Annotated in this window: 14 protein-coding genes, 4 tRNA genes and 3 rRNA genes; 20 read left to right on the top strand and 1 reads right to left on the bottom strand. The window is 56.6% G+C overall.

The window, feature by feature from the left end:
• Positions 1 to 1419, bottom strand: coding sequence for a peptidoglycan DD-metalloendopeptidase family protein (locus ACOKS3_RS26980; protein ID WP_103448752.1), 1419 nt, complete (start codon positions 1417 to 1419; stop codon positions 1 to 3).
• Between the two features lie 215 nt (positions 1420 to 1634).
• Here ACOKS3_RS26980 and tyrS point away from each other — a divergent pair, with 215 nt between their 5' ends.
• The 20 genes from tyrS to rpoC all read left to right on the top strand — a co-directional run bounded on the left by tyrS (position 1635) and on the right by rpoC (position 24393).
• Complete coding sequence (gene tyrS, locus ACOKS3_RS26975; RefSeq protein WP_103448753.1) at positions 1635 to 2834, top strand: tyrosine--tRNA ligase; 1200 nt, start codon at positions 1635 to 1637, stop codon at positions 2832 to 2834.
• Between the two features lie 573 nt (positions 2835 to 3407).
• Positions 3408 to 4944: ribosomal RNA gene (locus tag ACOKS3_RS26970) — 16S ribosomal RNA — on the top strand.
• Positions 4945 to 5224: 280 nt separating this feature from the next.
• A 23S ribosomal RNA gene (locus tag ACOKS3_RS26965) occupies positions 5225 to 8116 on the top strand.
• Positions 8117 to 8246: 130 nt separating this feature from the next.
• A 5S ribosomal RNA gene (rrf, locus tag ACOKS3_RS26960) occupies positions 8247 to 8362 on the top strand.
• Together the 16S, 23S and 5S rRNA genes form the textbook arrangement of a ribosomal RNA operon.
• Before the next feature lie 155 nt (positions 8363 to 8517).
• Entirely contained in the window at positions 8518 to 9477 is a 960-nt protein-coding gene (birA, locus tag ACOKS3_RS26955; RefSeq protein ID WP_103448754.1) for a bifunctional biotin--[acetyl-CoA-carboxylase] ligase/biotin operon repressor BirA, read from the top strand.
• Positions 9467 to 10216 (top strand): pantothenate kinase, encoded by a 750-nt coding sequence (locus tag ACOKS3_RS26950; RefSeq protein ID WP_103448755.1) that lies wholly within the window; start codon positions 9467 to 9469, stop codon positions 10214 to 10216. The genes birA and ACOKS3_RS26950 overlap by 11 nt, the downstream gene beginning before the upstream one ends.
• A gap of 7 nt (positions 10217 to 10223) precedes the next feature.
• Positions 10224 to 10649, top strand: a complete 426-nt coding sequence (locus tag ACOKS3_RS26945; protein ID WP_103448756.1) for a hypothetical protein — start codon at positions 10224 to 10226, stop codon at positions 10647 to 10649.
• A gap of 153 nt (positions 10650 to 10802) precedes the next feature.
• Positions 10803 to 10886, top strand: a tRNA-Tyr gene (locus ACOKS3_RS26940).
• Positions 10887 to 10910: 24 nt separating this feature from the next.
• Positions 10911 to 10984 (top strand) — tRNA-Gly (locus ACOKS3_RS26935).
• A gap of 29 nt (positions 10985 to 11013) precedes the next feature.
• Positions 11014 to 11089 (top strand) — tRNA-Thr (locus tag ACOKS3_RS26930).
• A gap of 79 nt (positions 11090 to 11168) precedes the next feature.
• Complete coding sequence (gene tuf, locus ACOKS3_RS26925) at positions 11169 to 12362, top strand: elongation factor Tu (protein ID WP_010951775.1); 1194 nt, start codon at positions 11169 to 11171, stop codon at positions 12360 to 12362.
• 54 nt (positions 12363 to 12416) lie between these two features.
• Positions 12417 to 12492 (top strand) — tRNA-Trp (locus ACOKS3_RS26920).
• Positions 12493 to 12536: 44 nt separating this feature from the next.
• Positions 12537 to 12905, top strand: coding sequence for a preprotein translocase subunit SecE (gene secE / locus ACOKS3_RS26915; RefSeq protein WP_008089117.1), 369 nt, complete (start codon positions 12537 to 12539; stop codon positions 12903 to 12905).
• Positions 12906 to 12914: 9 nt separating this feature from the next.
• Positions 12915 to 13448 carry a transcription termination/antitermination protein NusG gene (gene nusG / locus ACOKS3_RS26910; protein WP_003255501.1) on the top strand — a complete coding sequence of 178 codons (534 nt, stop codon included), beginning with the start codon at positions 12915 to 12917 and terminating at the stop codon, positions 13446 to 13448.
• 119 nt (positions 13449 to 13567) lie between these two features.
• Entirely contained in the window at positions 13568 to 13999 is a 432-nt protein-coding gene (gene rplK, locus ACOKS3_RS26905) for a 50S ribosomal protein L11 (RefSeq protein ID WP_003255500.1), read from the top strand.
• Positions 13999 to 14694, top strand: coding sequence for a 50S ribosomal protein L1 (gene rplA / locus ACOKS3_RS26900; protein ID WP_103448758.1), 696 nt, complete (start codon positions 13999 to 14001; stop codon positions 14692 to 14694). The genes rplK and rplA overlap by 1 nt, the downstream gene beginning before the upstream one ends.
• A gap of 198 nt (positions 14695 to 14892) precedes the next feature.
• On the top strand, positions 14893 to 15393 hold the full coding sequence (gene rplJ, locus ACOKS3_RS26895) for a 50S ribosomal protein L10 (protein ID WP_060513244.1): 501 nt from the start codon (positions 14893 to 14895) through the stop codon (positions 15391 to 15393).
• Positions 15394 to 15470: 77 nt separating this feature from the next.
• Entirely contained in the window at positions 15471 to 15836 is a 366-nt protein-coding gene (rplL, locus tag ACOKS3_RS26890) for a 50S ribosomal protein L7/L12 (protein ID WP_003255496.1), read from the top strand.
• A 219-nt stretch (positions 15837 to 16055) separates the two neighbouring features.
• The gene (rpoB, locus tag ACOKS3_RS26885; RefSeq protein ID WP_103448759.1) at positions 16056 to 20129 is read left to right on the top strand and encodes a DNA-directed RNA polymerase subunit beta; all 4074 of its coding nucleotides are present in this window, start codon (positions 16056 to 16058) and stop codon (positions 20127 to 20129) included.
• A gap of 64 nt (positions 20130 to 20193) precedes the next feature.
• Positions 20194 to 24393, top strand: a complete 4200-nt coding sequence (gene rpoC / locus ACOKS3_RS26880) for a DNA-directed RNA polymerase subunit beta' (protein WP_103448760.1) — start codon at positions 20194 to 20196, stop codon at positions 24391 to 24393.
• The last annotated feature ends 199 nt before the right edge of the window (positions 24394 to 24592 follow it).

Below are 24592 nucleotides of genomic sequence, written 5' to 3'. Positions count from 1 at the left end.
TCAGCGCTTGTTCGCTGCGAGCATGGTGGCCTTTTCCTGGTCCATGCGGGCGATCAGTGGTTGGCTCTGCTGCAGGAAGCGCTGACGTTCGTTCTTGGCGATCGGGTCAGCCATCGGCACCTTCTGGCTCAGCGGGTCGACGTGCACGCCGTTGACCTGAAACTCGTAGTGCAGGTGCGGGCCGGTCGACAGGCCGGTAGTGCCGATGTAGCCGATGATCTGGCCCTGCTTCACGTTGCTGCCGGTCTTGATGCCCTTGGCAAAGCCCTGCATGTGACCGTAAAGGGTCTTGTAGCTGTTGCCGTGGGCGATGATCACGGTGTTGCCGTAACCACCGCGGCGGCCAGCCAGTTCGATGCGACCATCACCGGCTGCCTTGATCGGCGTACCACGCGGGGCGGCGTAGTCCACGCCCTTGTGCGCGCGGATCTTGTTCAGGATGGGGTGCTTGCGGCCGGCGGAGAAGCGCGAGCTGATGCGGGCGAAGTCCACTGGGGTGCGGATGAACGCCTTGCGCAGGCTGTTGCCGTCGGCGGTGTAGTAGCTGGTGTTGCCCTGCTTGTTGGTATAGCGCACGGCGGTGTAGGTCTTGCCGCGGTTGGTGAAGCGTGCGGACAGGATGTTGCCGGTACCGACCACCTTGCCGTCCATGACCTTCTGCTCGTAGACCACGTCAAACTCGTCGCCCGGGCGGATATCCTGGGCGAAATCGATGTCGTAGCCCAATACCTTGGCCATGTCCATGGTCATGCTGTGGGACAGGCCGGCGCGCTGGGCCGAGGCCGACAACGAACTCTTGATCACGCCATGGGCGTAAGCGGTGCGGACCACAGGCTTGCTGATCTCGCGATCAAAGGTGTAGCCCTTGGCGGTCTTGGTCAGGCGGATGGTTTCGAGGTTGCTCACTTTGCTGTGCAGGCTGGCCAGTTGGCCATCCTTGTCGAGTTCGAACTGCAGCACCTGGCCATGCTTCAGCTGGCTGAACTGCTTGGCTTGCTTGTTGCTGGCCAGCAGGTCGTGCACTGCATTGGCCGGCAGGCCGACCTTGGCGAACAGGGTAGACAGCGTGTCGCCGCGGGAAACGGTGACCTCGCGGTGGCCGGGCTCCTTGGCTTCAGGCTTTTTCTCGCTGGCAGGCGCTTCTTGTGCTGCCTGTTCGGTGTTGGTTTCGGCGCCGTCGATCTGGGCGAAGGGAGAACCCTGATCGCCTTGAGTCTGTACCAGCGGGGCGGCGTTGGACTCATCCTTCAGCTGCTCGGCCGGGCTTTCCAGCTCCAGGCTGAGGGTGGTCTTCTTGGCTTCGACTTCGCTGGAGGGAAATACCAGCAGTGCCAGGCTGAGCAGGGCGGCGATGCCGCTGGCGGCCAACAGATGGCTTTTCGGATAAAGCGGGGGCGCTTTAGGCGTTTCGTTGGTCATAGGTAAGGTGACTTTGAAGAAAAATGAATATGGAAAAGATGAATGACATGATGAAGATGAAATAACTGTATAAAATATAACCAAATCTACTTTCGCGCAAGGGCGCGTAGACGCCGTGACGCGTCGGTCGGGTCACATTTCATTTCGAAACTTGTAATTGACGGCCGATCTTGTATGGTTGGCTCCCTTTGAATCTGAGCCTTGCGGGTCTGTCTATGAAGTCGGTTGAAGAGCAGCTGGCGCTTATCAAGCGCGGTGCGGAAGAGGTATTGGTCGAGTCGGAACTGGTCGAGAAGCTCAAGCGCGGCCAGCCTCTGCGTATCAAGGCAGGCTTCGACCCGACTGCGCCGGACCTGCATCTGGGGCACACGGTGCTGATCAACAAGCTGCGCCAGTTCCAGGAGCTGGGGCACCAGGTCATCTTCCTGATCGGTGACTTCACCGGCATGATCGGTGACCCGAGCGGCAAGAGCGCCACGCGTCCGCCGCTGACCCGCGAGCAGGTGCTGGACAACGCCGAGACATATAAGCAGCAAGTGTTCAAGATTCTCGATCCGGCCAAGACCGAGGTTGCGTTCAACTCCACCTGGATGGACAAGCTGACGCCGGCCGACTTCATTCGCCTGGCATCGCAGTACACCGTTGCGCGCATGCTCGAGCGTGACGACTTCGACAAGCGTTACACCACCAATCAGCCGATTGCGATCCACGAGTTCCTCTACCCGTTGGTGCAGGGCTACGATTCCGTGGCGCTGAAGGCTGATGTGGAGCTGGGTGGTACCGACCAGAAGTTCAACCTGCTGATGGGGCGCGAGTTGCAGCGTTCCTATGGGCAGGAGGCACAGAACATCGTGACCATGCCATTGCTCGAAGGGCTTGATGGCGTGAAGAAGATGTCCAAGTCGCTGGGTAACTATGTTGGCATCCAGGAAGCGCCGGGTGTGATGTACAGCAAGCTGGTGTCGATCCCGGACACCCTGATGTGGCGTTACTTCGAGCTCCTGAGCTTCCGCTCGATGGAAGAGATCGATCAGTTCCGTGCCGACGTTGCCAACGGTGCGAATCCGCGTGATATCAAGATCAAGCTGGCCGAAGAGATCGTTGCGCGCTTCCATGGTGAAGAGGCTGCGGCCAATGCTCACCGTGCGGCGGGTAACCGCATGAAGGAAGGCGAACTGCCGGAGGATCTGCCAGAGATCGAAGTGGCTGCAGCTGAAGACTTGCCAATCGCTGCCGTGCTGAATCGTGCGGGCCTGGTGAAGAATTCGGCGCAGGCGCGTGACCTGCTCAGTGGTGGGGCGGTGAAGGTCGATGGTGCGGTGGTCGACAAGGATTTCATGTTTGCCCTCGGCGCGACTCATGTGTGCCAGGCGGGTAAGAAGTCGTTTGGCCGGGTTACCCTCAAGGCTGAGTGATCGCCTGGTGGTGTAGCTATATAGAAGCGGGGAGGCCGATAGGCCTCCCCGCTTTGCTTTTCAGCGATGTTGAAGTTTCTTGAAATTAAAGGTTGACGCGCTTTCGAATCCCCTTATAATGCGCCCCACTTCCAGCGACATCGGAACGACAAACTCCTTGGAATTCAATGAGTTAAGTAGTTGAGGTGATGTTGGAGGGGCTTCGATCGAAAGATCGATAGCGGTTGAGATGAAGGTTGACAGCGGTTTTAAACGCTGTATTATTCGCCTCCCGCTAGCGAGTGATCGCAGCGAGTCAAGTGTTTGAAGCTAAACGAGTTTCTCGGAAAAAACTTCAAAATAAACGCTTGACAGTAAGTGAGGAAAGCGTAGAATGCGCGCCTCGGTTGAGACGAAAAGCTCTTAACCAAACGCTCTTTAACAAATCGAATCAAGCAATTCGTGTGGGTGCTTGTGAGTACGGACTGATAGTCACAAAGATTATCAGCATCACAAGTGGCCATGCGAGAAATCACATAGTCATTTGAGATTGCTGAGCCAAGTTTAGGGTTTCTTAAAAACCCAAGCAGTATTGAACTGAAGAGTTTGATCATGGCTCAGATTGAACGCTGGCGGCAGGCCTAACACATGCAAGTCGAGCGGATGACGGGAGCTTGCTCCTTGATTCAGCGGCGGACGGGTGAGTAATGCCTAGGAATCTGCCTGGTAGTGGGGGACAACGTTTCGAAAGGAACGCTAATACCGCATACGTCCTACGGGAGAAAGCAGGGGACCTTCGGGCCTTGCGCTATCAGATGAGCCTAGGTCGGATTAGCTAGTTGGTGGGGTAATGGCTCACCAAGGCGACGATCCGTAACTGGTCTGAGAGGATGATCAGTCACACTGGAACTGAGACACGGTCCAGACTCCTACGGGAGGCAGCAGTGGGGAATATTGGACAATGGGCGAAAGCCTGATCCAGCCATGCCGCGTGTGTGAAGAAGGTCTTCGGATTGTAAAGCACTTTAAGTTGGGAGGAAGGGCAGTAAGTTAATACCTTGCTGTTTTGACGTTACCGACAGAATAAGCACCGGCTAACTCTGTGCCAGCAGCCGCGGTAATACAGAGGGTGCAAGCGTTAATCGGAATTACTGGGCGTAAAGCGCGCGTAGGTGGTTTGTTAAGTTGGATGTGAAAGCCCCGGGCTCAACCTGGGAACTGCATCCAAAACTGGCAAGCTAGAGTACGGTAGAGGGTGGTGGAATTTCCTGTGTAGCGGTGAAATGCGTAGATATAGGAAGGAACACCAGTGGCGAAGGCGACCACCTGGACTGATACTGACACTGAGGTGCGAAAGCGTGGGGAGCAAACAGGATTAGATACCCTGGTAGTCCACGCCGTAAACGATGTCAACTAGCCGTTGGAATCCTTGAGATTTTAGTGGCGCAGCTAACGCATTAAGTTGACCGCCTGGGGAGTACGGCCGCAAGGTTAAAACTCAAATGAATTGACGGGGGCCCGCACAAGCGGTGGAGCATGTGGTTTAATTCGAAGCAACGCGAAGAACCTTACCAGGCCTTGACATGCAGAGAACTTTCCAGAGATGGATTGGTGCCTTCGGGAACTCTGACACAGGTGCTGCATGGCTGTCGTCAGCTCGTGTCGTGAGATGTTGGGTTAAGTCCCGTAACGAGCGCAACCCTTGTCCTTAGTTACCAGCACGTTATGGTGGGCACTCTAAGGAGACTGCCGGTGACAAACCGGAGGAAGGTGGGGATGACGTCAAGTCATCATGGCCCTTACGGCCTGGGCTACACACGTGCTACAATGGTCGGTACAGAGGGTTGCCAAGCCGCGAGGTGGAGCTAATCTCACAAAACCGATCGTAGTCCGGATCGCAGTCTGCAACTCGACTGCGTGAAGTCGGAATCGCTAGTAATCGCGAATCAGAATGTCGCGGTGAATACGTTCCCGGGCCTTGTACACACCGCCCGTCACACCATGGGAGTGGGTTGCACCAGAAGTAGCTAGTCTAACCTTCGGGAGGACGGTTACCACGGTGTGATTCATGACTGGGGTGAAGTCGTAACAAGGTAGCCGTAGGGGAACCTGCGGCTGGATCACCTCCTTAATCGACGACATCAGCCTGCTGATGAGCTCCCACACGAATTGCTTGATTCATTTGCTGATCAGAACTCAGTAATGAGCATTCCCTGTGAATGTTGATTTCTGACTTTTGTCAGACCGTTCTTTAAAAATTCGGATATGTGATAGATATAGACTGAACACCAGTTTCACTGCTGGTGGATCAGGCTAAGGTAAAATTTGTGAGTTCTGCTCTTAATTGAGCGAAATGCGAATTTTCGGCGAATGTCGTCTTCACAGTATAACCAGATTGCTTGGGGTTATATGGTCAAGTGAAGAAGCGCATACGGTGGATGCCTTGGCAGTCAGAGGCGATGAAAGACGTGGTAGCCTGCGATAAGCTTTGGGGAGTCGGCAAACAGACTGTGATCCAGAGATCTCTGAATGGGGGAACCCACTCAGCATAAGCTGAGTATCTTGTACTGAATACATAGGTGCAAGAGGCGAACCAGGGGAACTGAAACATCTAAGTACCCTGAGGAAAAGAAATCAACCGAGATTCCCTTAGTAGTGGCGAGCGAACGGGGACCAGCCCTTAAGTTGGTTTGAGATTAGTGGAACGCTCTGGAAAGTGCGGCCATAGTGGGTGATAGCCCCGTACACGAAAATCTCTTATCAATGAAATCGAGTAGGACGGAGCACGAGAAACTTTGTCTGAACATGGGGGGACCATCCTCCAAGGCTAAATACTACTGACTGACCGATAGTGAACCAGTACCGTGAGGGAAAGGCGAAAAGAACCCCGGAGAGGGGAGTGAAATAGAACCTGAAACCGTATGCGTACAAGCAGTGGGAGCCTACTTTGTTAGGTGACTGCGTACCTTTTGTATAATGGGTCAGCGACTTATATTCAGTGGCGAGCTTAACCGAATAGGGGAGGCGTAGCGAAAGCGAGTCTTAATAGGGCGTTTAGTCGCTGGGTATAGACCCGAAACCGGGCGATCTATCCATGGGCAGGTTGAAGGTTAGGTAACACTGACTGGAGGACCGAACCGACTACCGTTGAAAAGTTAGCGGATGACCTGTGGATCGGAGTGAAAGGCTAATCAAGCTCGGAGATAGCTGGTTCTCCTCGAAAGCTATTTAGGTAGCGCCTCATGTATCACTGTAGGGGGTAGAGCACTGTTTCGGCTAGGGGGTCATCCCGACTTACCAAACCGATGCAAACTCCGAATACCTACAAGTGCCGAGCATGGGAGACACACGGCGGGTGCTAACGTCCGTCGTGAAAAGGGAAACAACCCAGACCGTCAGCTAAGGTCCCAAAGTCATGGTTAAGTGGGAAACGATGTGGGAAGGCTTAGACAGCTAGGAGGTTGGCTTAGAAGCAGCCACCCTTTAAAGAAAGCGTAATAGCTCACTAGTCGAGTCGGCCTGCGCGGAAGATGTAACGGGGCTCAAACCATGCACCGAAGCTACGGGTGTCATCTTTGATGACGCGGTAGAGGAGCGTTCTGTAAGCCTGTGAAGGTGAGTTGAGAAGCTTGCTGGAGGTATCAGAAGTGCGAATGCTGACATGAGTAACGACAATGCGAGTGAAAAACTCGCACGCCGAAAGACCAAGGTTTCCTGCGCAACGTTAATCGACGCAGGGTTAGTCGGTCCCTAAGGCGAGGCTGAAAAGCGTAGTCGATGGAAAACAGGTTAATATTCCTGTACTTCCAGTTATTGCGATGGAGGGACGGAGAAGGCTAGGCCAGCTTGGCGTTGGTTGTCCAAGTTTAAGGTGGTAGGCTGAGATCTTAGGCAAATCCGGGATTTCAAGGCCGAGAGCTGATGACGAGTGCTCATTAGAGCGCGAAGTGGTTGATGCCATGCTTCCAAGAAAAGCTCCTAAGCTTCAGATAACTGGGAACCGTACCCCAAACCGACACAGGTGGTTAGGTAGAGAATACCAAGGCGCTTGAGAGAACTCGGGTGAAGGAACTAGGCAAAATGGCACCGTAACTTCGGGAGAAGGTGCGCCGGCGAGGGTGAAGGACTTGCTCCGTAAGCCCATGCCGGTCGAAGATACCAGGCCGCTGCGACTGTTTATTAAAAACACAGCACTCTGCAAACACGAAAGTGGACGTATAGGGTGTGACGCCTGCCCGGTGCCGGAAGGTTAATTGATGGGGTTAGCGCAAGCGAAGCTCTTGATCGAAGCCCCGGTAAACGGCGGCCGTAACTATAACGGTCCTAAGGTAGCGAAATTCCTTGTCGGGTAAGTTCCGACCTGCACGAATGGCGTAACGATGGCGGCGCTGTCTCCACCCGAGACTCAGTGAAATTGAAATCGCTGTGAAGATGCAGTGTATCCGCGGCTAGACGGAAAGACCCCGTGAACCTTTACTATAGCTTTGCACTGGACTTTGAATTTGCTTGTGTAGGATAGGTGGGAGGCTTTGAAGTGGGGACGCCAGTTCTCATGGAGCCATCCTTGAAATACCACCCTGGCAACTTTGAGGTTCTAACTCAGGTCCGTTATCCGGATCGAGGACAGTGTATGGTGGGTAGTTTGACTGGGGCGGTCTCCTCCCAAAGAGTAACGGAGGAGTACGAAGGTGCGCTCAGACCGGTCGGAAATCGGTCGTAGAGTATAAAGGCAAAAGCGCGCTTGACTGCGAGACAAACACGTCGAGCAGGTACGAAAGTAGGTCTTAGTGATCCGGTGGTTCTGTATGGAAGGGCCATCGCTCAACGGATAAAAGGTACTCCGGGGATAACAGGCTGATACCGCCCAAGAGTTCATATCGACGGCGGTGTTTGGCACCTCGATGTCGGCTCATCACATCCTGGGGCTGAAGCCGGTCCCAAGGGTATGGCTGTTCGCCATTTAAAGTGGTACGCGAGCTGGGTTTAGAACGTCGTGAGACAGTTCGGTCCCTATCTGCCGTGGACGTTTGAGATTTGAGAGGGGCTGCTCCTAGTACGAGAGGACCGGAGTGGACGAACCTCTGGTGTTCCGGTTGTCACGCCAGTGGCATTGCCGGGTAGCTATGTTCGGAAGAGATAACCGCTGAAAGCATCTAAGCGGGAAACTTGCCTCAAGATGAGATCTCACTGGGATCTTGAATCCCCTAAAGGGCCGTCGAAGACTACGACGTTGATAGGTTGGGTGTGTAAGCGCTGTGAGGCGTTGAGCTAACCAATACTAATTGCCCGTGAGGCTTGACCATATAACACCCAAGCAATTTGCTAACGCAGATTGCGGTGGTGAAGACGAAAGAACCGAAAGTTCGCAACATCACAAATTCACATATCCGAATTCGCCAAGAGTGTTCAACAGACATTCTGGCTACAGAATTTCTTGACGACCATAGAGCATTGGAACCACCTGATCCCATCCCGAACTCAGTAGTGAAACGATGCATCGCCGATGGTAGTGTGGGGTTTCCCCATGTGAGAGTAGGTCATCGTCAAGATTCATTTCGCAAAACCCCTATCTGCGCACGCAGGTAGGGGTTTTGTCTTTTCTGGCCGAAATACGCGGTCATGTGGCGCTCACCTGCAGCCCTTTTCCTATGCAAGTCAACGACCCCTAGCTATCATGCCAGCCTTATTCCAAGTCGAGACTGGCATGCTGAAGTTGTTGAATCTCCTCAAGGATGGCCGGTTCCATTCCGGAGAAACCTTGGGGGCAGCCCTCGGGGTAAGTCGCAGCGCCGTTTGGAAACAGCTGCAACACCTGGAAAGTGAGCTGAACCTGACCATTCATAAAGTTCGTGGGCGTGGCTACCAGTTGTCGGCGCCGCTGAGCTTGCTTGATGCGCAGGCGATCGCAGAGTTCTCCGAAGGTGAGCGCTGGCCCGTTTTCATCCATGAAACCATCGATTCGACCAATGCCGAAGGCTTGCGCCTTGCCAGCGAGGGGCAAACAGCGCCATTTCTGGTCCTGGCTGAGCGCCAGAGTGCCGGGCGTGGGCGACGCGGTCGCATGTGGATAAGTCCATTTGCAGAAAACCTCTATTACAGCCTGGTCTTGCGCGTCGATGGTGGCATGCGTCAGCTGGAGGGCCTCAGCCTGGTGGTCGGGTTGGCCGTGATGCGTACGCTGCAGGGGTTTAACGTAAAGGACGTGGGGTTGAAGTGGCCCAACGATGTCCTGGTTCGCGGACAGAAGATCACCGGCATTCTCCTTGAGCTTGTGGGTGATCCTGCAGACGTCTGTCATGTCGTGCTTGGCATCGGCATCAATGTGAACATGCAAGTCAATGATCAGGTCGATCAGCAGTGGACCTCGATGCGACGTGAAGTTGGCGTGACAATTGATCGCAACCGGCTGGTGGCCATGCTCAGCCAGCAGTTGCAACATGAATTGGCCCGTCATCGACGCTACGGTTTTGCGGCATTCCAGGAAGAATGGGAGCAAGCGCATCTGTGGCAGGGGTGTAATGTGTCTCTCATTGCGGGTACCAGCCGCATCGATGGTGTGGTGCTGGGCGTGGACGGGCAGGGCGGCTTGCGCCTTGAGGTCGACGGTGTGGAAAAGAGCTTCAGTGGTGGTGAGCTCAGTTTGAGGTTGCGTGATGATTCTTGAGCTCGATTGCGGTAACAGCTTCATCAAGTGGCGTGTCATTCACGCTGCCGACGCCACCATTGTCGGTGGTGGTATTGTCGATTCGGACCAAGCACTGATAGGCGAGGTCGCGGCGCTCCCATCATTGCGCCTTACGGGCTGTCGAATCGTCAGTGTGCGTAGCGAGGATGAAACCGCAGCCCTCTGTGCACTGATTGCCAAGGCTTTTGCGGTCGTTGCCAGTGTTGCCGAACCTGCGCAGGAGATGGCAGGTGTACGCAATGGTTATGACGACTACCAGCGCCTCGGCATGGATCGCTGGCTGGCGGCATTGGGTGCGTTCCATCTCGCCAAGGGCGCGTGCCTGGTCATTGATCTGGGCACTGCGGCCAAGGCGGATTTCGTCTCGGCCGATGGTGAGCACCTGGGAGGATACATCTGCCCCGGAATGCCACTCATGCGTAGCCAACTGCGTACGCATACCCGCCGTATCCGCTACGACGACGCTTCGGCTGAGCGTGCCGTAAGCAGCCTTGTCCCAGGGCGCTCCACTGTAGAAGCAGTAGAGCGCGGTTGTGTATTGATGCTTCAGGGTTTTGCCCGCACGCAGCTCGAGCAGGCTCGGGCCTTGTGGGGTGAAGACTTCACGGTGTTCCTGACAGGCGGGGATGCGCCGCTGGTGCGAGAGGCGGCGCCGCAGGCCAGGGTAGTCCCTGACCTGGTATTTGTCGGCCTGGCCATGGCCTGTCCACTGGACTGAGGTGCTTATGCGTTGGTTGTTTCTGCTGTTGCTGGTGCTCAACGTCTTCTATTACGTGTGGCACCAACAGGAAGCCCCGCTCAAGGCGAAGGATGTCGCGCCGTTGTCGTTGTACAAAGGTAATCAGCAAGAGATTCGCCTGCTCAAGGAAACGGGAGCGTCTGCACCGCCCCGGCGACGTGACGAATGCCTGGTGGTAGGAGGGCTGGTTGCTCGCGATCAGCTCGATGCGTTGCGACAACGCCTGCTGACCCTGGATATCAATGCCGCGCCAGTGTCTGGCCAGCTACCTGGAGCCGAAGGTTTCTGGCTCAAGATTTCCCCGGAAAGCGAGCGTTTGCTGGACCAATCCGTCCTCGAGACTCTTTCCAACGATTTCAAAGACTTAAAACATAAAATTATTTTCTGCCAGGGTATTGCAACTGGCGAATAGCTTGATAGAATGGCGCCCGCTTCACAGGGAACACCACTCAGGTGGTCGATCCGGAAGCGAGTGTCAAAGCAGCTAAGTTTCAGATTTGATTGAAAAAATTTGAAAAAAAGCTTGACACTAGGACGGCAGACAAATAGAATGCCGGCCACATCTGGAGGGATTCCCGAGCGGTCAAAGGGGACGGACTGTAAATCCGTTGCGAGAGCTTCGAAGGTTCGAATCCTTCTCCCTCCACCAGTTTTAGCGAGAGCCGCAAGCTCCGCGGGTATAGTTTAGTGGTAGAACCTCAGCCTTCCAAGCTGATGATGCGGGTTCGATTCCCGCTACCCGCTCCAAGTTTGCTGGATTTTGCGCAAAGTGTTTCGCTCTTGTAGCTCAGTTGGTAGAGCACACCCTTGGTAAGGGTGAGGTCAGCGGTTCAAGTCCGCTCAAGAGCTCCATATAAACAAGGCAGATATGAAAATATCTGCCTTTGTTTTATCAGCGTAAGACTATTTTCTTCTGCGGAGGATTGTATCGATGGCTAAGGAAAAGTTTGATCGTTCCCTTCCCCACGTTAACGTCGGCACTATCGGCCACGTTGACCACGGTAAGACCACTCTGACCGCAGCTCTGACTCGCGTCTGCTCCGAAGTTTTCGGTTCGGCCGTCGTTGAGTTCGACAAAATCGACTCGGCTCCAGAAGAAAAAGCGCGCGGTATCACCATCAACACCGCTCACGTCGAGTACAACTCGAACATTCGTCACTACGCTCACGTTGACTGCCCAGGTCACGCTGACTACGTGAAGAACATGATCACCGGTGCTGCCCAGATGGATGGCGCGATCCTGGTTTGCTCGGCCGCCGATGGTCCGATGCCGCAAACCCGTGAGCACATCCTGCTGTCCCGTCAGGTTGGCGTTCCGTACATCGTGGTCTTCCTGAACAAGGCTGACCTGGTAGACGACGCTGAGCTGCTGGAACTGGTCGAGATGGAAGTTCGCGACCTGCTGTCCACCTACGACTTCCCAGGCGACGACACCCCGATCATCATCGGTTCGGCTCGTATGGCGCTGGAAGGCAAAGACGACAACGAAATGGGTACTACCGCTGTCAAGAAGCTGGTAGAAACTCTGGATGCCTACATCCCTGAGCCAGTTCGTGCCATCGACCAGCCATTCCTGATGCCGATCGAAGACGTATTCTCGATCTCGGGTCGTGGTACCGTTGTTACCGGCCGTATCGAGCGTGGTATCGTCCGCGTTCAGGATCCGCTGGAGATCGTTGGTCTGCGTGACACCACCACCACCACCTGCACCGGTGTTGAAATGTTCCGCAAGCTGCTGGACGAAGGTCGTGCTGGCGAGAACTGCGGCGTTCTGCTGCGTGGTACCAAGCGTGACGACGTTGAGCGTGGCCAGGTTCTGGTCAAGCCAGGTTCGGTCAAGCCGCACACCAAGTTCACCGCAGAAGTCTACGTCCTGTCGAAGGAAGAAGGCGGTCGTCATACTCCGTTCTTCAAAGGCTACCGTCCTCAGTTCTACTTCCGTACCACTGACGTGACCGGTAACTGCGAACTGCCGGAAGGCGTTGAAATGGTAATGCCAGGTGACAACATTCAGATGACTGTTACCCTGATCAAGACCATCGCAATGGAAGACGGTCTGCGCTTCGCTATCCGTGAAGGCGGTCGTACCGTCGGCGCCGGCGTCGTAGCAAAAATTATTGAATAAGTAGTTGATTTTCCTAATCAGGCCGGTATAATGGCCGGCCTGATACAGCGTTACAGGTCAGTAGCTCAATTGGCAGAGCGACGGTCTCCAAAACCGTAGGTTGGGGGTTCGATTCCCTCCTGACCTGCCATTTCACCTCGGTGTGATGGCTTTCTTCTTACAGGATCCTCCTCGATGACCCCCAAAACTGAAGCCCAAGAATCGCGTTTTGATCTGTTCAAGTGGCTGGCTGTAGTGGCTTTGGTGGTTGTTGGTGTCGTGGGTAATCAATATTACTCCGCTTCTCCGATTCTGTATCGCGTCCTTGCACTTCTCGCCCTGGCTGCTGTCGCAGGCTTTGTAGCTCTGCAGACTGCGAAGGGTAAGTCGTTCTTTGCGCTGGCGAAGGAAGCTCGTACCGAGATCCGTAAAGTCGTGTGGCCGACCCGCCAGGAAACCACCCAGACCACGCTGATTGTCGTGGCTGTCGTGCTGGTTATGGCACTGCTGCTGTGGGGTCTTGATTCCCTGCTCGGCTGGGCGGTCTCCCTGATCGTTGGCTAAAGGTGTCCCGTGGCTAAGCGTTGGTATGTTGTGCATGCTTACTCGGGTTACGAGAAGCATGTAATGCGCTCCCTGATCGAGCGTGTGAAGCTGGCTGGCATGGAAGACGGTTTCGGCGAGATCCTGGTCCCGACCGAAGAAGTCGTTGAAATGCGCAACGGCCAGAAGCGCAAGAGTGAGCGCAAATTCTTCCCTGGCTATGTACTGGTCCAGATGGAGATGAACGAAGGGACTTGGCACTTGGTCAAGGACACCCCTCGTGTGATGGGCTTCATCGGTGGTACTGCAGACAAGCCTGCGCCGATTACCGATAAAGAAGCTGAGGCTATCCTGCGTCGCGTTGCCGACGGTAGTGACAAGCCGAAGCCGAAGACGCTGTTCGAGCCAGGTGAAGTGGTTCGTGTCATTGACGGTCCGTTCGCTGACTTCAATGGTAGTGTCGAAGAGGTTAACTACGAGAAGAGCCGCCTGCAGGTTGCAGTGCTCATTTTCGGTCGCTCTACTCCGGTGGAGCTCGAGTTCAGCCAGGTCGAAAAGGTCTAGGCGGACGAAGCATCCCATACCCCGCAGCCCTGTGTGCTGCGGGGTTTTGTCGTCACTGGGATAAAACGCAAGTCATCCGGGGAGCCAATAGGCGTTCGTACCCGATTTTGGAGTAGCTCATGGCTAAGAAGATTCAGGCTTACATCAAGCTGCAAGTTAAGGCCGGCCAGGCCAACCCAAGCCCACCCGTCGGTCCAGCTCTGGGCCAACACGGTGTGAACATCATGGAGTTCTGCAAGGCCTTCAACGCCCGTACTCAGGGTCAAGAAGCCGGCCTGCCGACTCCAGTGATCATCACTGTCTACAGCGACCGTAGCTTCACCTTCGAGACCAAGAGCACCCCTGCCTCGGTTCTGCTGAAGAAAGCTGCTGGCCTGACCAGTGGTTCGGCTCGCCCGAACACCGTTAAAGTCGGTACCGTTACCCGTGCTCAGCTGGAAGATATCGCCAAAGCTAAACAGGCTGATCTGACTGCCGCTGACCTGGACGCAGCTGTACGCACCATCGCTGGCTCTGCCCGCAGCATGGGCCTGAACGTGGAGGGTGTGTAATGGCTAAGCTGACCAAGCGCCAAAAGGCAATCGCCGAGAAAATCGAAGCAGGCAAGGCCTACAACTTCGAAGAAGCTGCAACCCTGCTCGCTTCGCTGCCGGCTGCCAAATTCGTAGAATCCTACGACATCGCCGTTAACCTCGGTGTTGACCCGCGTAAATCCGACCAGGTCGTTCGTAGCGCTACCGTGCTGCCACACGGCACTGGCAAGACCGTACGTGTTGCTGTCTTCACCCAGGGTCCAGCTGCTGAAGCCGCTCTGGCTGCCGGCGCTGACCGTGTAGGTATGGACGATCTGGCTGCCGAAATGAAAGGCGGCGACCTGAACTATGACGTCGTCATCGCATCGCCTGATGCCATGCGCGTTGTAGGTCAGCTGGGTCAGGTTCTGGGTCCTCGCGGCCTGATGCCTAACCCGAAAGTTGGTACCGTGACTCCAGACGTAGCCGGCGCTGTCAAAAACGCCAAGGCTGGTCAGGTTCGCTACCGTACCGACAAAAACGGTATCATCCACACCTCCGTTGGCAAAATCGGCTTCGAAGCTGACAAGCTGAAGGAAAACGTTGAAGCCCTGATCGCTGATCTGAAGCGTATCAAGCCGGCCTCTTCGAAAGGTATCTACGTTAAGCGCGTTACCCTGAGCACCACCATGGGCCCAGGTCTGGTCATCGATCAGAGCTCGCTGAACGTGTAAGAACATGGTGGCGCGACGTGTCGCGCCACCAGCAAAAATTGGGGTCCCTGCCTGGCGGGGGCTATCCAAGACCGTAGGCGGCGCAAGCCTTAAAATACCAGCCCACGCAGATGGTGCTCCCGATTCGTTTATCGAATCAGACACCAAAACGACATCCGGCTTCGGCCAGATGAAACGGTAGAAACCAGGAGTAAACCCGTGGCAATTAAACTCGAAGACAAGAAGGCCATCGTCGCTGAAGTCAACGAGGCTGCCAAAGTCGCTCTGTCCGCTGTCGTGGCCGATGCCCGCGGTGTGACTGTAAGCGCAATGACCGGACTCCGTAAAGAGGCCCGCGAAGCTGGCGTTTACGTACGTGTCGTACGTAACACCCTGCTCAAGCGCGCTGTTGAAGGCACCGAATTCTCGATCCTCAACGACGCGTTCAAAGGCCCGACCCTGATTGCTTTCTCCAACGAACACCCGGGCGCTGCTGCCCGACTGTTCAAAGAGTTCGCCAAGGGTCAGGACAAGTTCGAGATCAAGGCAGCCGCATTTGACGGCAATCTGATTGCAGCGAACCAGATCGACGTGTTGGCTTCCCTGCCGACCCGCGACGAAGCTATTGCACGACTGATGAGCGTTATTCAAGGCGCCACCAGCAAGCTGGCTCGTACTCTGGCAGCCATTCGCGACCAGAAAGAAGCTACCGCTGCCTAAGGCACGCGAATTCTTTCAAAATCATACGTTTAATTTGATGGCTGCGTAGGCTGTCACCCCAATACAGGATTTAAGTCATGTCTCTGACTAACGAACAAATCATCGAAGCAATCGGCCAGAAAACCGTTCTGGAAGTTGTTGAGCTGATCAAAGCTATGGAAGAAACCTTCGGCGTTACCGCTGCTGTTGCCGCTGCTGGCCCAGCTGCTGCTGCTGCCGTTGTCGAAGAGCAGACCGAGTTCAACGTTGTTCTGGTTGAAGCCGGCGACAAGAAAGTGAACGTGATCAAAGCCGTTCGCGAACTGACCGGTCTGGGCCTGAAAGAAGCCAAAGAGAAAGTCGACGGCGCTCCTCAGGTTGTAGCTGAAGGCGTTTCGAAAGAAGCCGCTGAAGACGCTAAGAAGAAGCTGGAAGAAGCAGGCGCTAAAGTCGAGCTGAAGTAATTTCGACTTTGCGATGCCAGCCTGAGCGTTGAGCGAAAGGCTGATGGCTGGTGGCTTATGCCACCGGCCTTTTTCCGTTATTGGTGGCTGGTCAAGCCGGCCCCGATAACACGCTGCAAGACACCCATGTGGGTGCGCAAACCAAGGGGTTTGCACGATTTTCTGGCTGCTCCCGCCGGGAGAAGCCAAACAAGCAGGTGACCAAGCTGGGGAACGCTGATGGCTTACTCATACACTGAGAAAAAACGTATCCGCAAGGACTTTAGCAAGTTGCCGGACGTCATGGATGTGCCATATCTTCTGGCCATCCAGCTGGATTCGTATCGCGAATTCCTGCAAGCGGGAGCATCCAAGGATCAGTTCCGTGACGTCGGCCTGCACGCGGCCTTCAAGTCGGTATTCCCGATCATCAGCTACTCCGGCAATGCTGCCCTGGAGTACGTAGGCTACCGCCTGGGCGATCCCGCCTTCGATGTGAAGGAATGTGTCCTGCGTGGCGTGACCTTCGCGGTCCCACTGCGGGTCAAGGTGCGCCTGATCATCTTCGACAAGGAATCGTCGAACAAAGCGATCAAGGACATCAAAGAGCAAGAAGTCTACATGGGTGAAATCCCCCTGATGACTGAGAACGGTACCTTCGTTATCAACGGTACCGAACGAGTAATCGTTTCCCAGCTGCACCGTTCGCCTGGTGTGTTCTTCGACCACGACCGTGGCAAGACGCACAGCTCCGGCAAGCTGCTGTACTCCGCTCGCATCATCCCTTACCGCGGTTCGTGGCTGGACTTCGAGTTCGACCCGAAAGACTGCGTGTTCGTGCGTATCGACCGTCGCCGCAAATTGCCGGCCTCGGTACTGCTGCGCGCGCTGGGTTACAGCACGGAAGAAGTGCTCAACACCTTCTACACCACCAACGTATTCCACATTTCCGGCGAAAAACTCAGCCTGGAACTGGTACCTCAGCGTCTGCGTGGTGAAGTCGCGGTCATGGACATCCATGACGACAGCGGCAAGGTCATTGTCGAGCAGGGTCGTCGTATTACCGCGCGTCACGTCAATCAGCTCGAGAAGGCTGGTGTCAACCAGCTGGACGTGCCGATGGAATACGTCCTCGGTCGTACCACCGCCAAGGCCATCGTTCACCCGGCCACTGGCGAGATCCTGGCCGAGTGCAACACCGAGCTGACCACCGAGCTGCTGATCAAGATCGCCAAGGCTCAGGTTGTCCGCATCGAGACCCTGTACACCAACGACATCGACTGCGGTCCATTCATCTCGGATACCCTGAAGATCGACACCACCAGCAACCAGCTGGAAGCTCTGGTCGAGATCTACCGCATGATGCGTCCAGGCGAGCCGCCGACCAAGGATGCTGCCGAGACCCTGTTCAACAACCTGTTCTTCAGCGCCGAGCGTTACGACCTGTCCGCCGTTGGCCGCATGAAGTTCAACCGTCGTATCGGTCGTACCGAGATCGAAGGTTCGGGCGTGCTGAGCAAGGAAGACATCGTTGAGGTTCTGAAGACCCTGGTCGATATCCGTAACGGCAAAGGCATCGTCGACGACATCGACCACCTGGGTAACCGTCGCGTTCGTTGCGTTGGCGAGATGGCCGAGAACCAGTTCCGCGTTGGCCTGGTACGTGTTGAGCGTGCGGTCAAGGAACGTCTGTCGATGGCGGAAAGCGAAGGCCTGATGCCGCAAGACCTGATCAACGCCAAGCCGGTAGCGGCGGCGGTGAAGGAGTTCTTCGGTTCCAGCCAGCTCTCGCAGTTCATGGACCAGAACAACCCGCTCTCCGAGATTACCCACAAGCGCCGTGTTTCCGCACTCGGCCCTGGCGGTCTGACCCGTGAGCGTGCTGGCTTCGAAGTCCGTGACGTACACCCGACCCACTACGGCCGCGTGTGCCCGATCGAGACCCCTGAAGGTCCGAACATCGGTCTGATCAACTCCCTGGCAGCCTATGCCCGCACCAACCAGTACGGCTTCCTGGAAAGCCCGTACCGCGTGGTGAAGGAAGGCGTGGTCAGCGACGACATCGTGTTCCTGTCCGCCATCGAAGAAGCCGATCACGTCATCGCCCAGGCCTCGGCCGCGATGAACGAGAAGAAGCAGCTGATCGATGAGCTGGTAGCCGTTCGTCACCTGAACGAATTCACCGTCAAGGCGCCGGAAGACGTCACCCTGATGGACGTTTCGCCGAAGCAGGTTGTTTCTGTTGCTGCGTCGCTGATTCCGTTCCTCGAGCACGACGACGCCAACCGTGCATTGATGGGTTCCAACATGCAGCGTCAGGCTGTGCCAACCCTGCGTGCCGACAAGCCGCTGGTAGGTACCGGCATGGAGCGCAACGTTGCCCGCGACTCCGGTGTCTGCGTGGTTGCTCGCCGCGGTGGTGTGATCGACTCGGTCGACGCCAGCCGTATCGTCGTTCGCGTTGCTGATGACGAAGTCGAGACCGGCGAAGCCGGTGTTGATATCTACAACCTGACCAAGTACACCCGTTCGAACCAGAACACCTGCATCAACCAGCGTCCGCTGGTCAGCAAGGGTGACAAGGTTCAGCGTGGCGACATCATGGCCGACGGCCCGTCCACCGACATGGGTGAACTGGCACTGGGTCAGAACATGCGCATCGCGTTCATGGCGTGGAACGGCTTCAACTTCGAAGACTCCATCTGCCTGTCCGAGCGTGTGGTTCAGGAAGACCGCTTCACCACCATCCACATCCAGGAACTGACCTGTGTGGCGCGCGACACCAAGCTTGGCCCAGAGGAAATCACTGCGGACATCCCGAACGTGGGTGAAGCCGCTCTGAACAAGCTGGACGAAGCCGGTATCGTCTACGTGGGTGCCGAAGTCGGCGCTGGCGACATCCTGGTCGGCAAGGTCACGCCAAAAGGCGAAACCCAGCTGACTCCGGAAGAAAAACTGCTGCGCGCAATCTTCGGTGAGAAGGCCAGCGACGTTAAGGACACCTCCCTGCGCGTGCCAACCGGCACCAAAGGTACCGTCATCGACGTACAGGTCTTCACCCGTGATGGCGTCGAGCGCGATAGCCGAGCCCTGTCCATCGAGAAGATGCAGCTGGACGAGATCCGCAAGGACCTCAACGAAGAGTTCCGCATCGTCGAAGGTGCAACCTTCGAGCGTCTGCGTGCTGCCCTGAACGGCCAGGTGGTCGACGGTGGAGCGGGCCTGAAGAAAGGCACCGTGATCACTGACGAAGTGCTGGACGGTCTGGAGCACGGCCAGTGGTTCAAACTGCGTATGGCCGAAGATGCACTGAACGAGCAGCTGGAAAAGGCTCAACAGTACATCGTCGACCGTCGCCGTCTGCTGGACGACAAGTTCGAAGACAAGAAGCGCAAGCTGCAGCAGGGCGATGACCTGGCTCCAGGCGTACTGAAGATCGTCAAGGTCTACCTGGCAATCCGCCGTCGCATCCAGCCGGGTGACAAGATGGCCGGTCGTCACGGTAACAAGGGTGTCGTCTCGGTGATCATGCCGGTAGAAGACATGCCGCATGACGCCAACGGTACTCCGGTTGACGTGGTACTGAACCCGCTGGGCGTACCTTCGCGTATGAACGTCGGTCAGATCCTCGAAACCCACCTGGGCCTGGCGGCCAAAGGTCTGGGCGAGAAGATCGACCGCATGATCGAAGAGCAGCGTAAAGCCGCTGAACTGCGCACCTTCCTCACCGAGATCTATAACGAGATCGGTGGTCGTCAGGAGAACCTGGAAGAGTTCACCGACGAAGAGATCATCGCCCTGGCGAACAACCTGAAGAAAGGTGTGCCGATGGCCACCCCGGTCTTCGACGGTGCCAAGGAGCGTGAGATCAAGGCCATGCTGAAACTGGCAGACCTGCCAGAAAGCGGCCAGATGGTGCTGTTCGACGGCCGTACCGGCAACAAGTTCGAGCGCCCTGTGACCGTTGGTTACATGTACATGCTCAAGCTGAACCACTTGGTGGACGACAAGATGCACGCGCGTTCCACTGGTTCCTACAGCCTGGTTACCCAGCAGCCGCTGGGTGGTAAGGCGCAGTTCGGTGGTCAGCGTTTCGGGGAGATGGAAGTGTGGGCGCTGGAAGCATACGGCGCGGCATACACCCTGCAAGAAATGCTCACAGTGAAGTCGGACGACGTGAACGGCCGTACCAAGATGTACAAGAACATCGTGGATGGCGATCACCGTATGGAGCCGGGCATGCCCGAGTCCTTCAACGTGTTGATCAAAGAGATCCGTTCGCTCGGTATCGATATCGATCTGGAAACCGAATAACACGTGACGCGAAGGGGAGTGGGGCAGGTAATGCTCGCTCCCTGCTCCGCCAGGAGGAAAGGCCTTGAAAGACCTACTGAATTTGCTGAAAAACCAGGGTCAAGTCGAAGAGTTCGACGCCATCCGCATCGGTCTGGCGTCGCCTGAAATGATCCGTTCGTGGTCGTTCGGTGAAGTTAAGAAGCCGGAAACCATCAACTACCGTACGTTCAAGCCTGAACGTGACGGCCTGTTCTGCGCCAAGATCTTTGGCCCAGTCAAGGACTACGAGTGCCTGTGCGGCAAGTACAAGCGCCTCAAGCACCGCGGCGTGATCTGCGAGAAGTGCGGCGTTGAAGTGGCCCTGGCCAAGGTTCGTCGTGAGCGCATGGCGCACATCGAACTGGCCTCGCCGGTTGCCCACATCTGGTTCCTGAAGTCGCTGCCGTCCCGTATCGGCCTGCTGATGGACATGACGCTGCGTGACATCGAGCGCGTGCTCTACTTCGAGAGCTACGTGGTGATCGATCCGGGCATGACCACCCTCGAGAAGGGTCAGCTGCTCAACGACGAACAGTACTTCGAAGCGCTGGAAGAGTTCGGTGACGACTTCGATGCCCGCATGGGTGCCGAGGCTGTCCGCGAGCTTCTGCACGCGATCGACCTGGAGCACGAGATTGGCCGCCTGCGTGAAGAGATTCCGCAGACCAACTCGGAAACCAAGATCAAGAAGCTGTCCAAGCGCCTGAAGCTGATGGAAGCTTTCCAGGGCTCGGGCAACCTGCCTGAGTGGATGGTCCTGACCGTCCTGCCAGTGCTGCCGCCGGACCTGCGTCCGCTGGTACCGCTGGACGGCGGCCGCTTCGCGACCTCCGACCTGAACGACCTGTATCGTCGGGTGATCAACCGTAACAACCGTCTGAAGCGCCTGCTCGATCTGTCGGCGCCGGACATCATCGTGCGCAACGAAAAGCGCATGCTGCAGGAAGCGGTCGACGCCCTGCTGGACAACGGCCGTCGCGGTCGCGCCATCACTGGCTCGAACAAGCGTCCGCTGAAGTCCCTGGCCGACATGATCAAAGGTAAGCAAGGTCGCTTCCGTCAGAACCTGCTCGGTAAGCGTGTGGACTACTCCGGTCGTTCGGTAATTACCGTAGGCCCGACCCTGCGTCTGCACCAGTGCGGTCTGCCGAAGAAGATGGCCCTCGAGCTGTTCAAGCCGTTCATTTTCGGCAAGCTGGAAATGCGTGGTCTGGCGACCACCATCAAGGCTGCCAAGAAGATGGTCGAGCGCGAGCTGCCAGAGGTGTGGGACGTGCTCGCCGAGGTGATCCGCGAACACCCCGTACTGCTCAACCGTGCACCGACCCTGCACCGTCTGGGTATTCAGGCCTTTGAACCGGTTCTGATCGAAGGTAAGGCTATCCAGCTGCACCCGCTGGTCTGTGCCGCGTACAACGCCGACTTCGACGGTGACCAGATGGCCGTTCACGTGCCGCTGACGCTGGAAGCCCAGCTCGAAGCGCGCGCGCTGATGATGTCGACCAACAACATCCTGTCGCCAGCCAACGGTGAGCCAATCATCGTTCCGTCGCAGGACGTTGTACTGGGTCTGTACTACATGACCCGTGAAGCCATCAACGCCAAGGGCGAAGGTCGCGTATTCGCCGACCTGCAGGAAGTCGACCGCGTGTTCCGCGCCGGCGAAGCTGCCCTGCACGCGAAAATCAAGGTTCGTATCAACGAAACCGTGAAAGACCGCGATGGCAGCATCACCAAGAACACCCGTATCGTCGACACCACCGTCGGCCGTGCGCTGCTGTTCCAGGTGGTTCCGGCAGGCCTGCCGTACGACGTGGTCAACCAGCCGATGAAAAAGAAGGCGATCTCCAAGCTGATCAACCAGTGCTACCGCGTGGTTGGTCTGAAAGAGACCGTTATCTTCGCTGACCAGCTGATGTACACCGGTTTCGCTTACTCGACCATTTCCGGCGTTTCCATCGGTGTTAACGACTTCGTTATCCCGGACGAGAAAGCCCGCATCATCGGTAACGCTACCGACGAAGTGAAGGAAATCGAGAGCCAGTACGCCTCCGGCCTGGTAACCCAGGGCGAGAAGTACAACAAGGTCATCGACTTGTGGTCGAAGGCGAACGACGAAGTGTCCAAGGCGATGATGGCCAACCTCTCGAAAGAGAAGGTCATCGACCGCGAAGGCAACGAAGTCGACCAAGAGTCCTTCAACTCGATGTACATGATGGCTGACTCGGGTGCGCGGGGTTCCGCAGCCCAGATCCGTCAGCTGGCCGGTATGCGTGGCCTGATGGCCAAGCCGGACGGCTCGATCATCGAGACGCCGATCACCGCGAACTTCCGTGAAGGTCTGAGCGTACTCCAGTACTTCATCTCGACCCACGGTGCTCGTAAGGGTCTGGCGGATACCGCACTGAAGACTGCGAACTCCGGTTACCTGACTCGTCGTCTGGTAGACGTTGCACAAGACTTGGTCGTGACCGAGATCGACTGCGGCACCGACCAGGGCCTGCTGATGACCCCGCACATCGAAGGCGGCGACGTTGTAGAGCCGCTGGGTGAGCGTGTACTGGGTCGTGTCATCGCCCGTGACGTGTTCAAGCCAGGCACCGAGGACGTCATCGTTCCGGCCGGTACCCTGGTCGACGAGCAGTGGGTCGAGTTCATCGAGCTGAACAGCATCGATGAAGTGATCGTGCGTTCGCCGATCAACTGCGAAACCCGCTTCGGTATCTGCGCCAAGTGCTACGGTCGTGACCTGGCTCGTGGTCACCAGGTGAACATCGGTGAAGCTGTCGGCGTTATCGCTGCACAGTCGATCGGTGAGCCGGGTACCCAGCTGACCATGCGTACGTTCCACATCGGTGGTGCTGCAAGCCGTACTTCGGCTGCCGACAGCGTCCAGGTGAAGAACGGCGGTATGGTTCGCCTGCACAACCTGAAACAGGTTGAGCGTGCCGACGGTAACCTGGTTGCCGTATCGCGTTCCGGCGAGCTGGCCATTGCCGACGAATTCGGTCGTGAGCGTGAGCGCTACAAGCTGCCTTACGGTGCGGTGATTTCGGTCAAGGAAGGTGACAAGGTCGAAGCTGGCGCCATCGTCGCCAAGTGGGACCCGCACACCCACCCGATCGTTACCGAACTGAAAGGTACCGTGACCTTCGTGGGCATGGAAGAAAACATCACCATCAAGCGTCAGACCGATGAGCTGACCGGCTTGACCAACATTGAAGTACTGGACGTCAAGGATCGCCCTGCCGCAGGCAAGGAAATCCGTCCGGCAATCAAGATGGTCGACGCCGCTGGCAAGGACCTGTACCTGCCGGGTACCGACGTACCTGCCCAGTACTTCCTGCCAGCTAACGCCTTGGTAGGTGTAGCTGACGGTGCTCAGATCGGTGTTGGTGACGTTATCGCGCGTATCCCGCAAGAAACGTCGAAGACCCGTGACATCACCGGTGGTCTGCCACGCGTTGCCGACCTGTTCGAAGCGCGCCGTCCGAAAGAAGCCTCGATTCTGGCTGAAGTCAGCGGCACCATCGCGTTCGGTAAAGAGACCAAGGGCAAGCGTCGTCTGGTCATTACTCCGACCGACGGCAGCGATCCGTACGAAGAGCTGATTCCGAAGTGGCGCCACCTGAACGTCTTCGAAGGCGAACAGGTAAACCGCGGCGAAGTTATCTCCGACGGCCCGAGCGATCCGCACGACATCCTGCGTCTGCTGGGTGTGAGCGCGCTGGCGAAGTACATCGTCAACGAGATCCAGGACGTTTACCGTCTGCAAGGCGTTAAGATCAACGACAAGCACATCGAGACCATCCTGCGTCAGATGCTGCGCAAGGTCGAGATCGCCGAGTCGGGTGACTCCAGCTTCATCAAGGGCGACCAGATGGAACTGACCCAGGTGCTGATGGAAAACGAGCGCCTGGCAGGGGAAGACAAGTTCGTCTCCAAGTTCACCCGCGTGCTGCTGGGTATCACCAAGGCGTCGCTGTCGACCGAATCGTTCATCTCCGCGGCTTCCTTCCAGGAAACCACCCGCGTACTGACCGAAGCGGCAGTAACCGGCAAGCGCGACTACCTGCGCGGCCTGAAAGAGAACGTGGTCGTGGGTCGTCTGATCCCGGCTGGTACTGGTCTGGCCTACCACAGCGAGCGCAAGCGCCGCCGTGATGCCGACAAACCGCTGCGTGTGAGCGCCAGTGAGGTGGAAGCCGCACTGACCGAAGCGCTGAACTCCAGCGGCAACTAAGTACAGGGCAGGGCCCCGGCAAGCCTCGAACGGCCATCGGTGACATGAAATGTTGCCGATGATCGGGCGAGGAGGGCCGGGGCCTCGTCTTGACTGGGTGCAAGATCCTCCGTAGACTTTTGTACCCTTAAATTTGGTGAGGCTCCGTCTCGCCAATTTTTGGCTTTCTTGCAAGACAATAGAGTCGCAAGACAATCAG

Origin of the sequence: Pseudomonas sp. HS6-2 (assembly GCF_049325675.2) — a bacterium.
Lineage (GTDB): Bacteria > Pseudomonadota > Gammaproteobacteria > Pseudomonadales > Pseudomonadaceae > Aquipseudomonas > Aquipseudomonas putida_N.
This window is presented reverse-complemented; position numbering and strand designations above follow the sequence as displayed.

Excerpts from the sequence above, each read along its gene's own strand:
- secE (WP_008089117.1), top strand. The coding sequence starts at position 12,537 with ATGACCCCCAAAACTGAAGCCCAAGAATCGCGTTTTGATCTGTTCAAG.
- ACOKS3_RS26950 (WP_103448755.1), top strand. The coding sequence starts at position 9,467 with ATGATTCTTGAGCTCGATTGCGGTAACAGCTTCATCAAGTGGCGTGTC.
- tuf (WP_010951775.1), top strand. The coding sequence starts at position 11,169 with ATGGCTAAGGAAAAGTTTGATCGTTCCCTTCCCCACGTTAACGTCGGC.
- ACOKS3_RS26945 (WP_103448756.1), top strand. The coding sequence starts at position 10,224 with ATGCGTTGGTTGTTTCTGCTGTTGCTGGTGCTCAACGTCTTCTATTAC.
- rpoB (WP_103448759.1), top strand. The coding sequence starts at position 16,056 with ATGGCTTACTCATACACTGAGAAAAAACGTATCCGCAAGGACTTTAGC.
- rplK (WP_003255500.1), top strand. The coding sequence starts at position 13,568 with ATGGCTAAGAAGATTCAGGCTTACATCAAGCTGCAAGTTAAGGCCGGC.
- birA (WP_103448754.1), top strand. The coding sequence starts at position 8,518 with ATGCTGAAGTTGTTGAATCTCCTCAAGGATGGCCGGTTCCATTCCGGA.
- ACOKS3_RS26980 (WP_103448752.1), bottom strand. The coding sequence starts at position 1,419 with ATGACCAACGAAACGCCTAAAGCGCCCCCGCTTTATCCGAAAAGCCAT.
- rplA (WP_103448758.1), top strand. The coding sequence starts at position 13,999 with ATGGCTAAGCTGACCAAGCGCCAAAAGGCAATCGCCGAGAAAATCGAA.
- rplL (WP_003255496.1), top strand. The coding sequence starts at position 15,471 with ATGTCTCTGACTAACGAACAAATCATCGAAGCAATCGGCCAGAAAACC.
- tyrS (WP_103448753.1), top strand. The coding sequence starts at position 1,635 with ATGAAGTCGGTTGAAGAGCAGCTGGCGCTTATCAAGCGCGGTGCGGAA.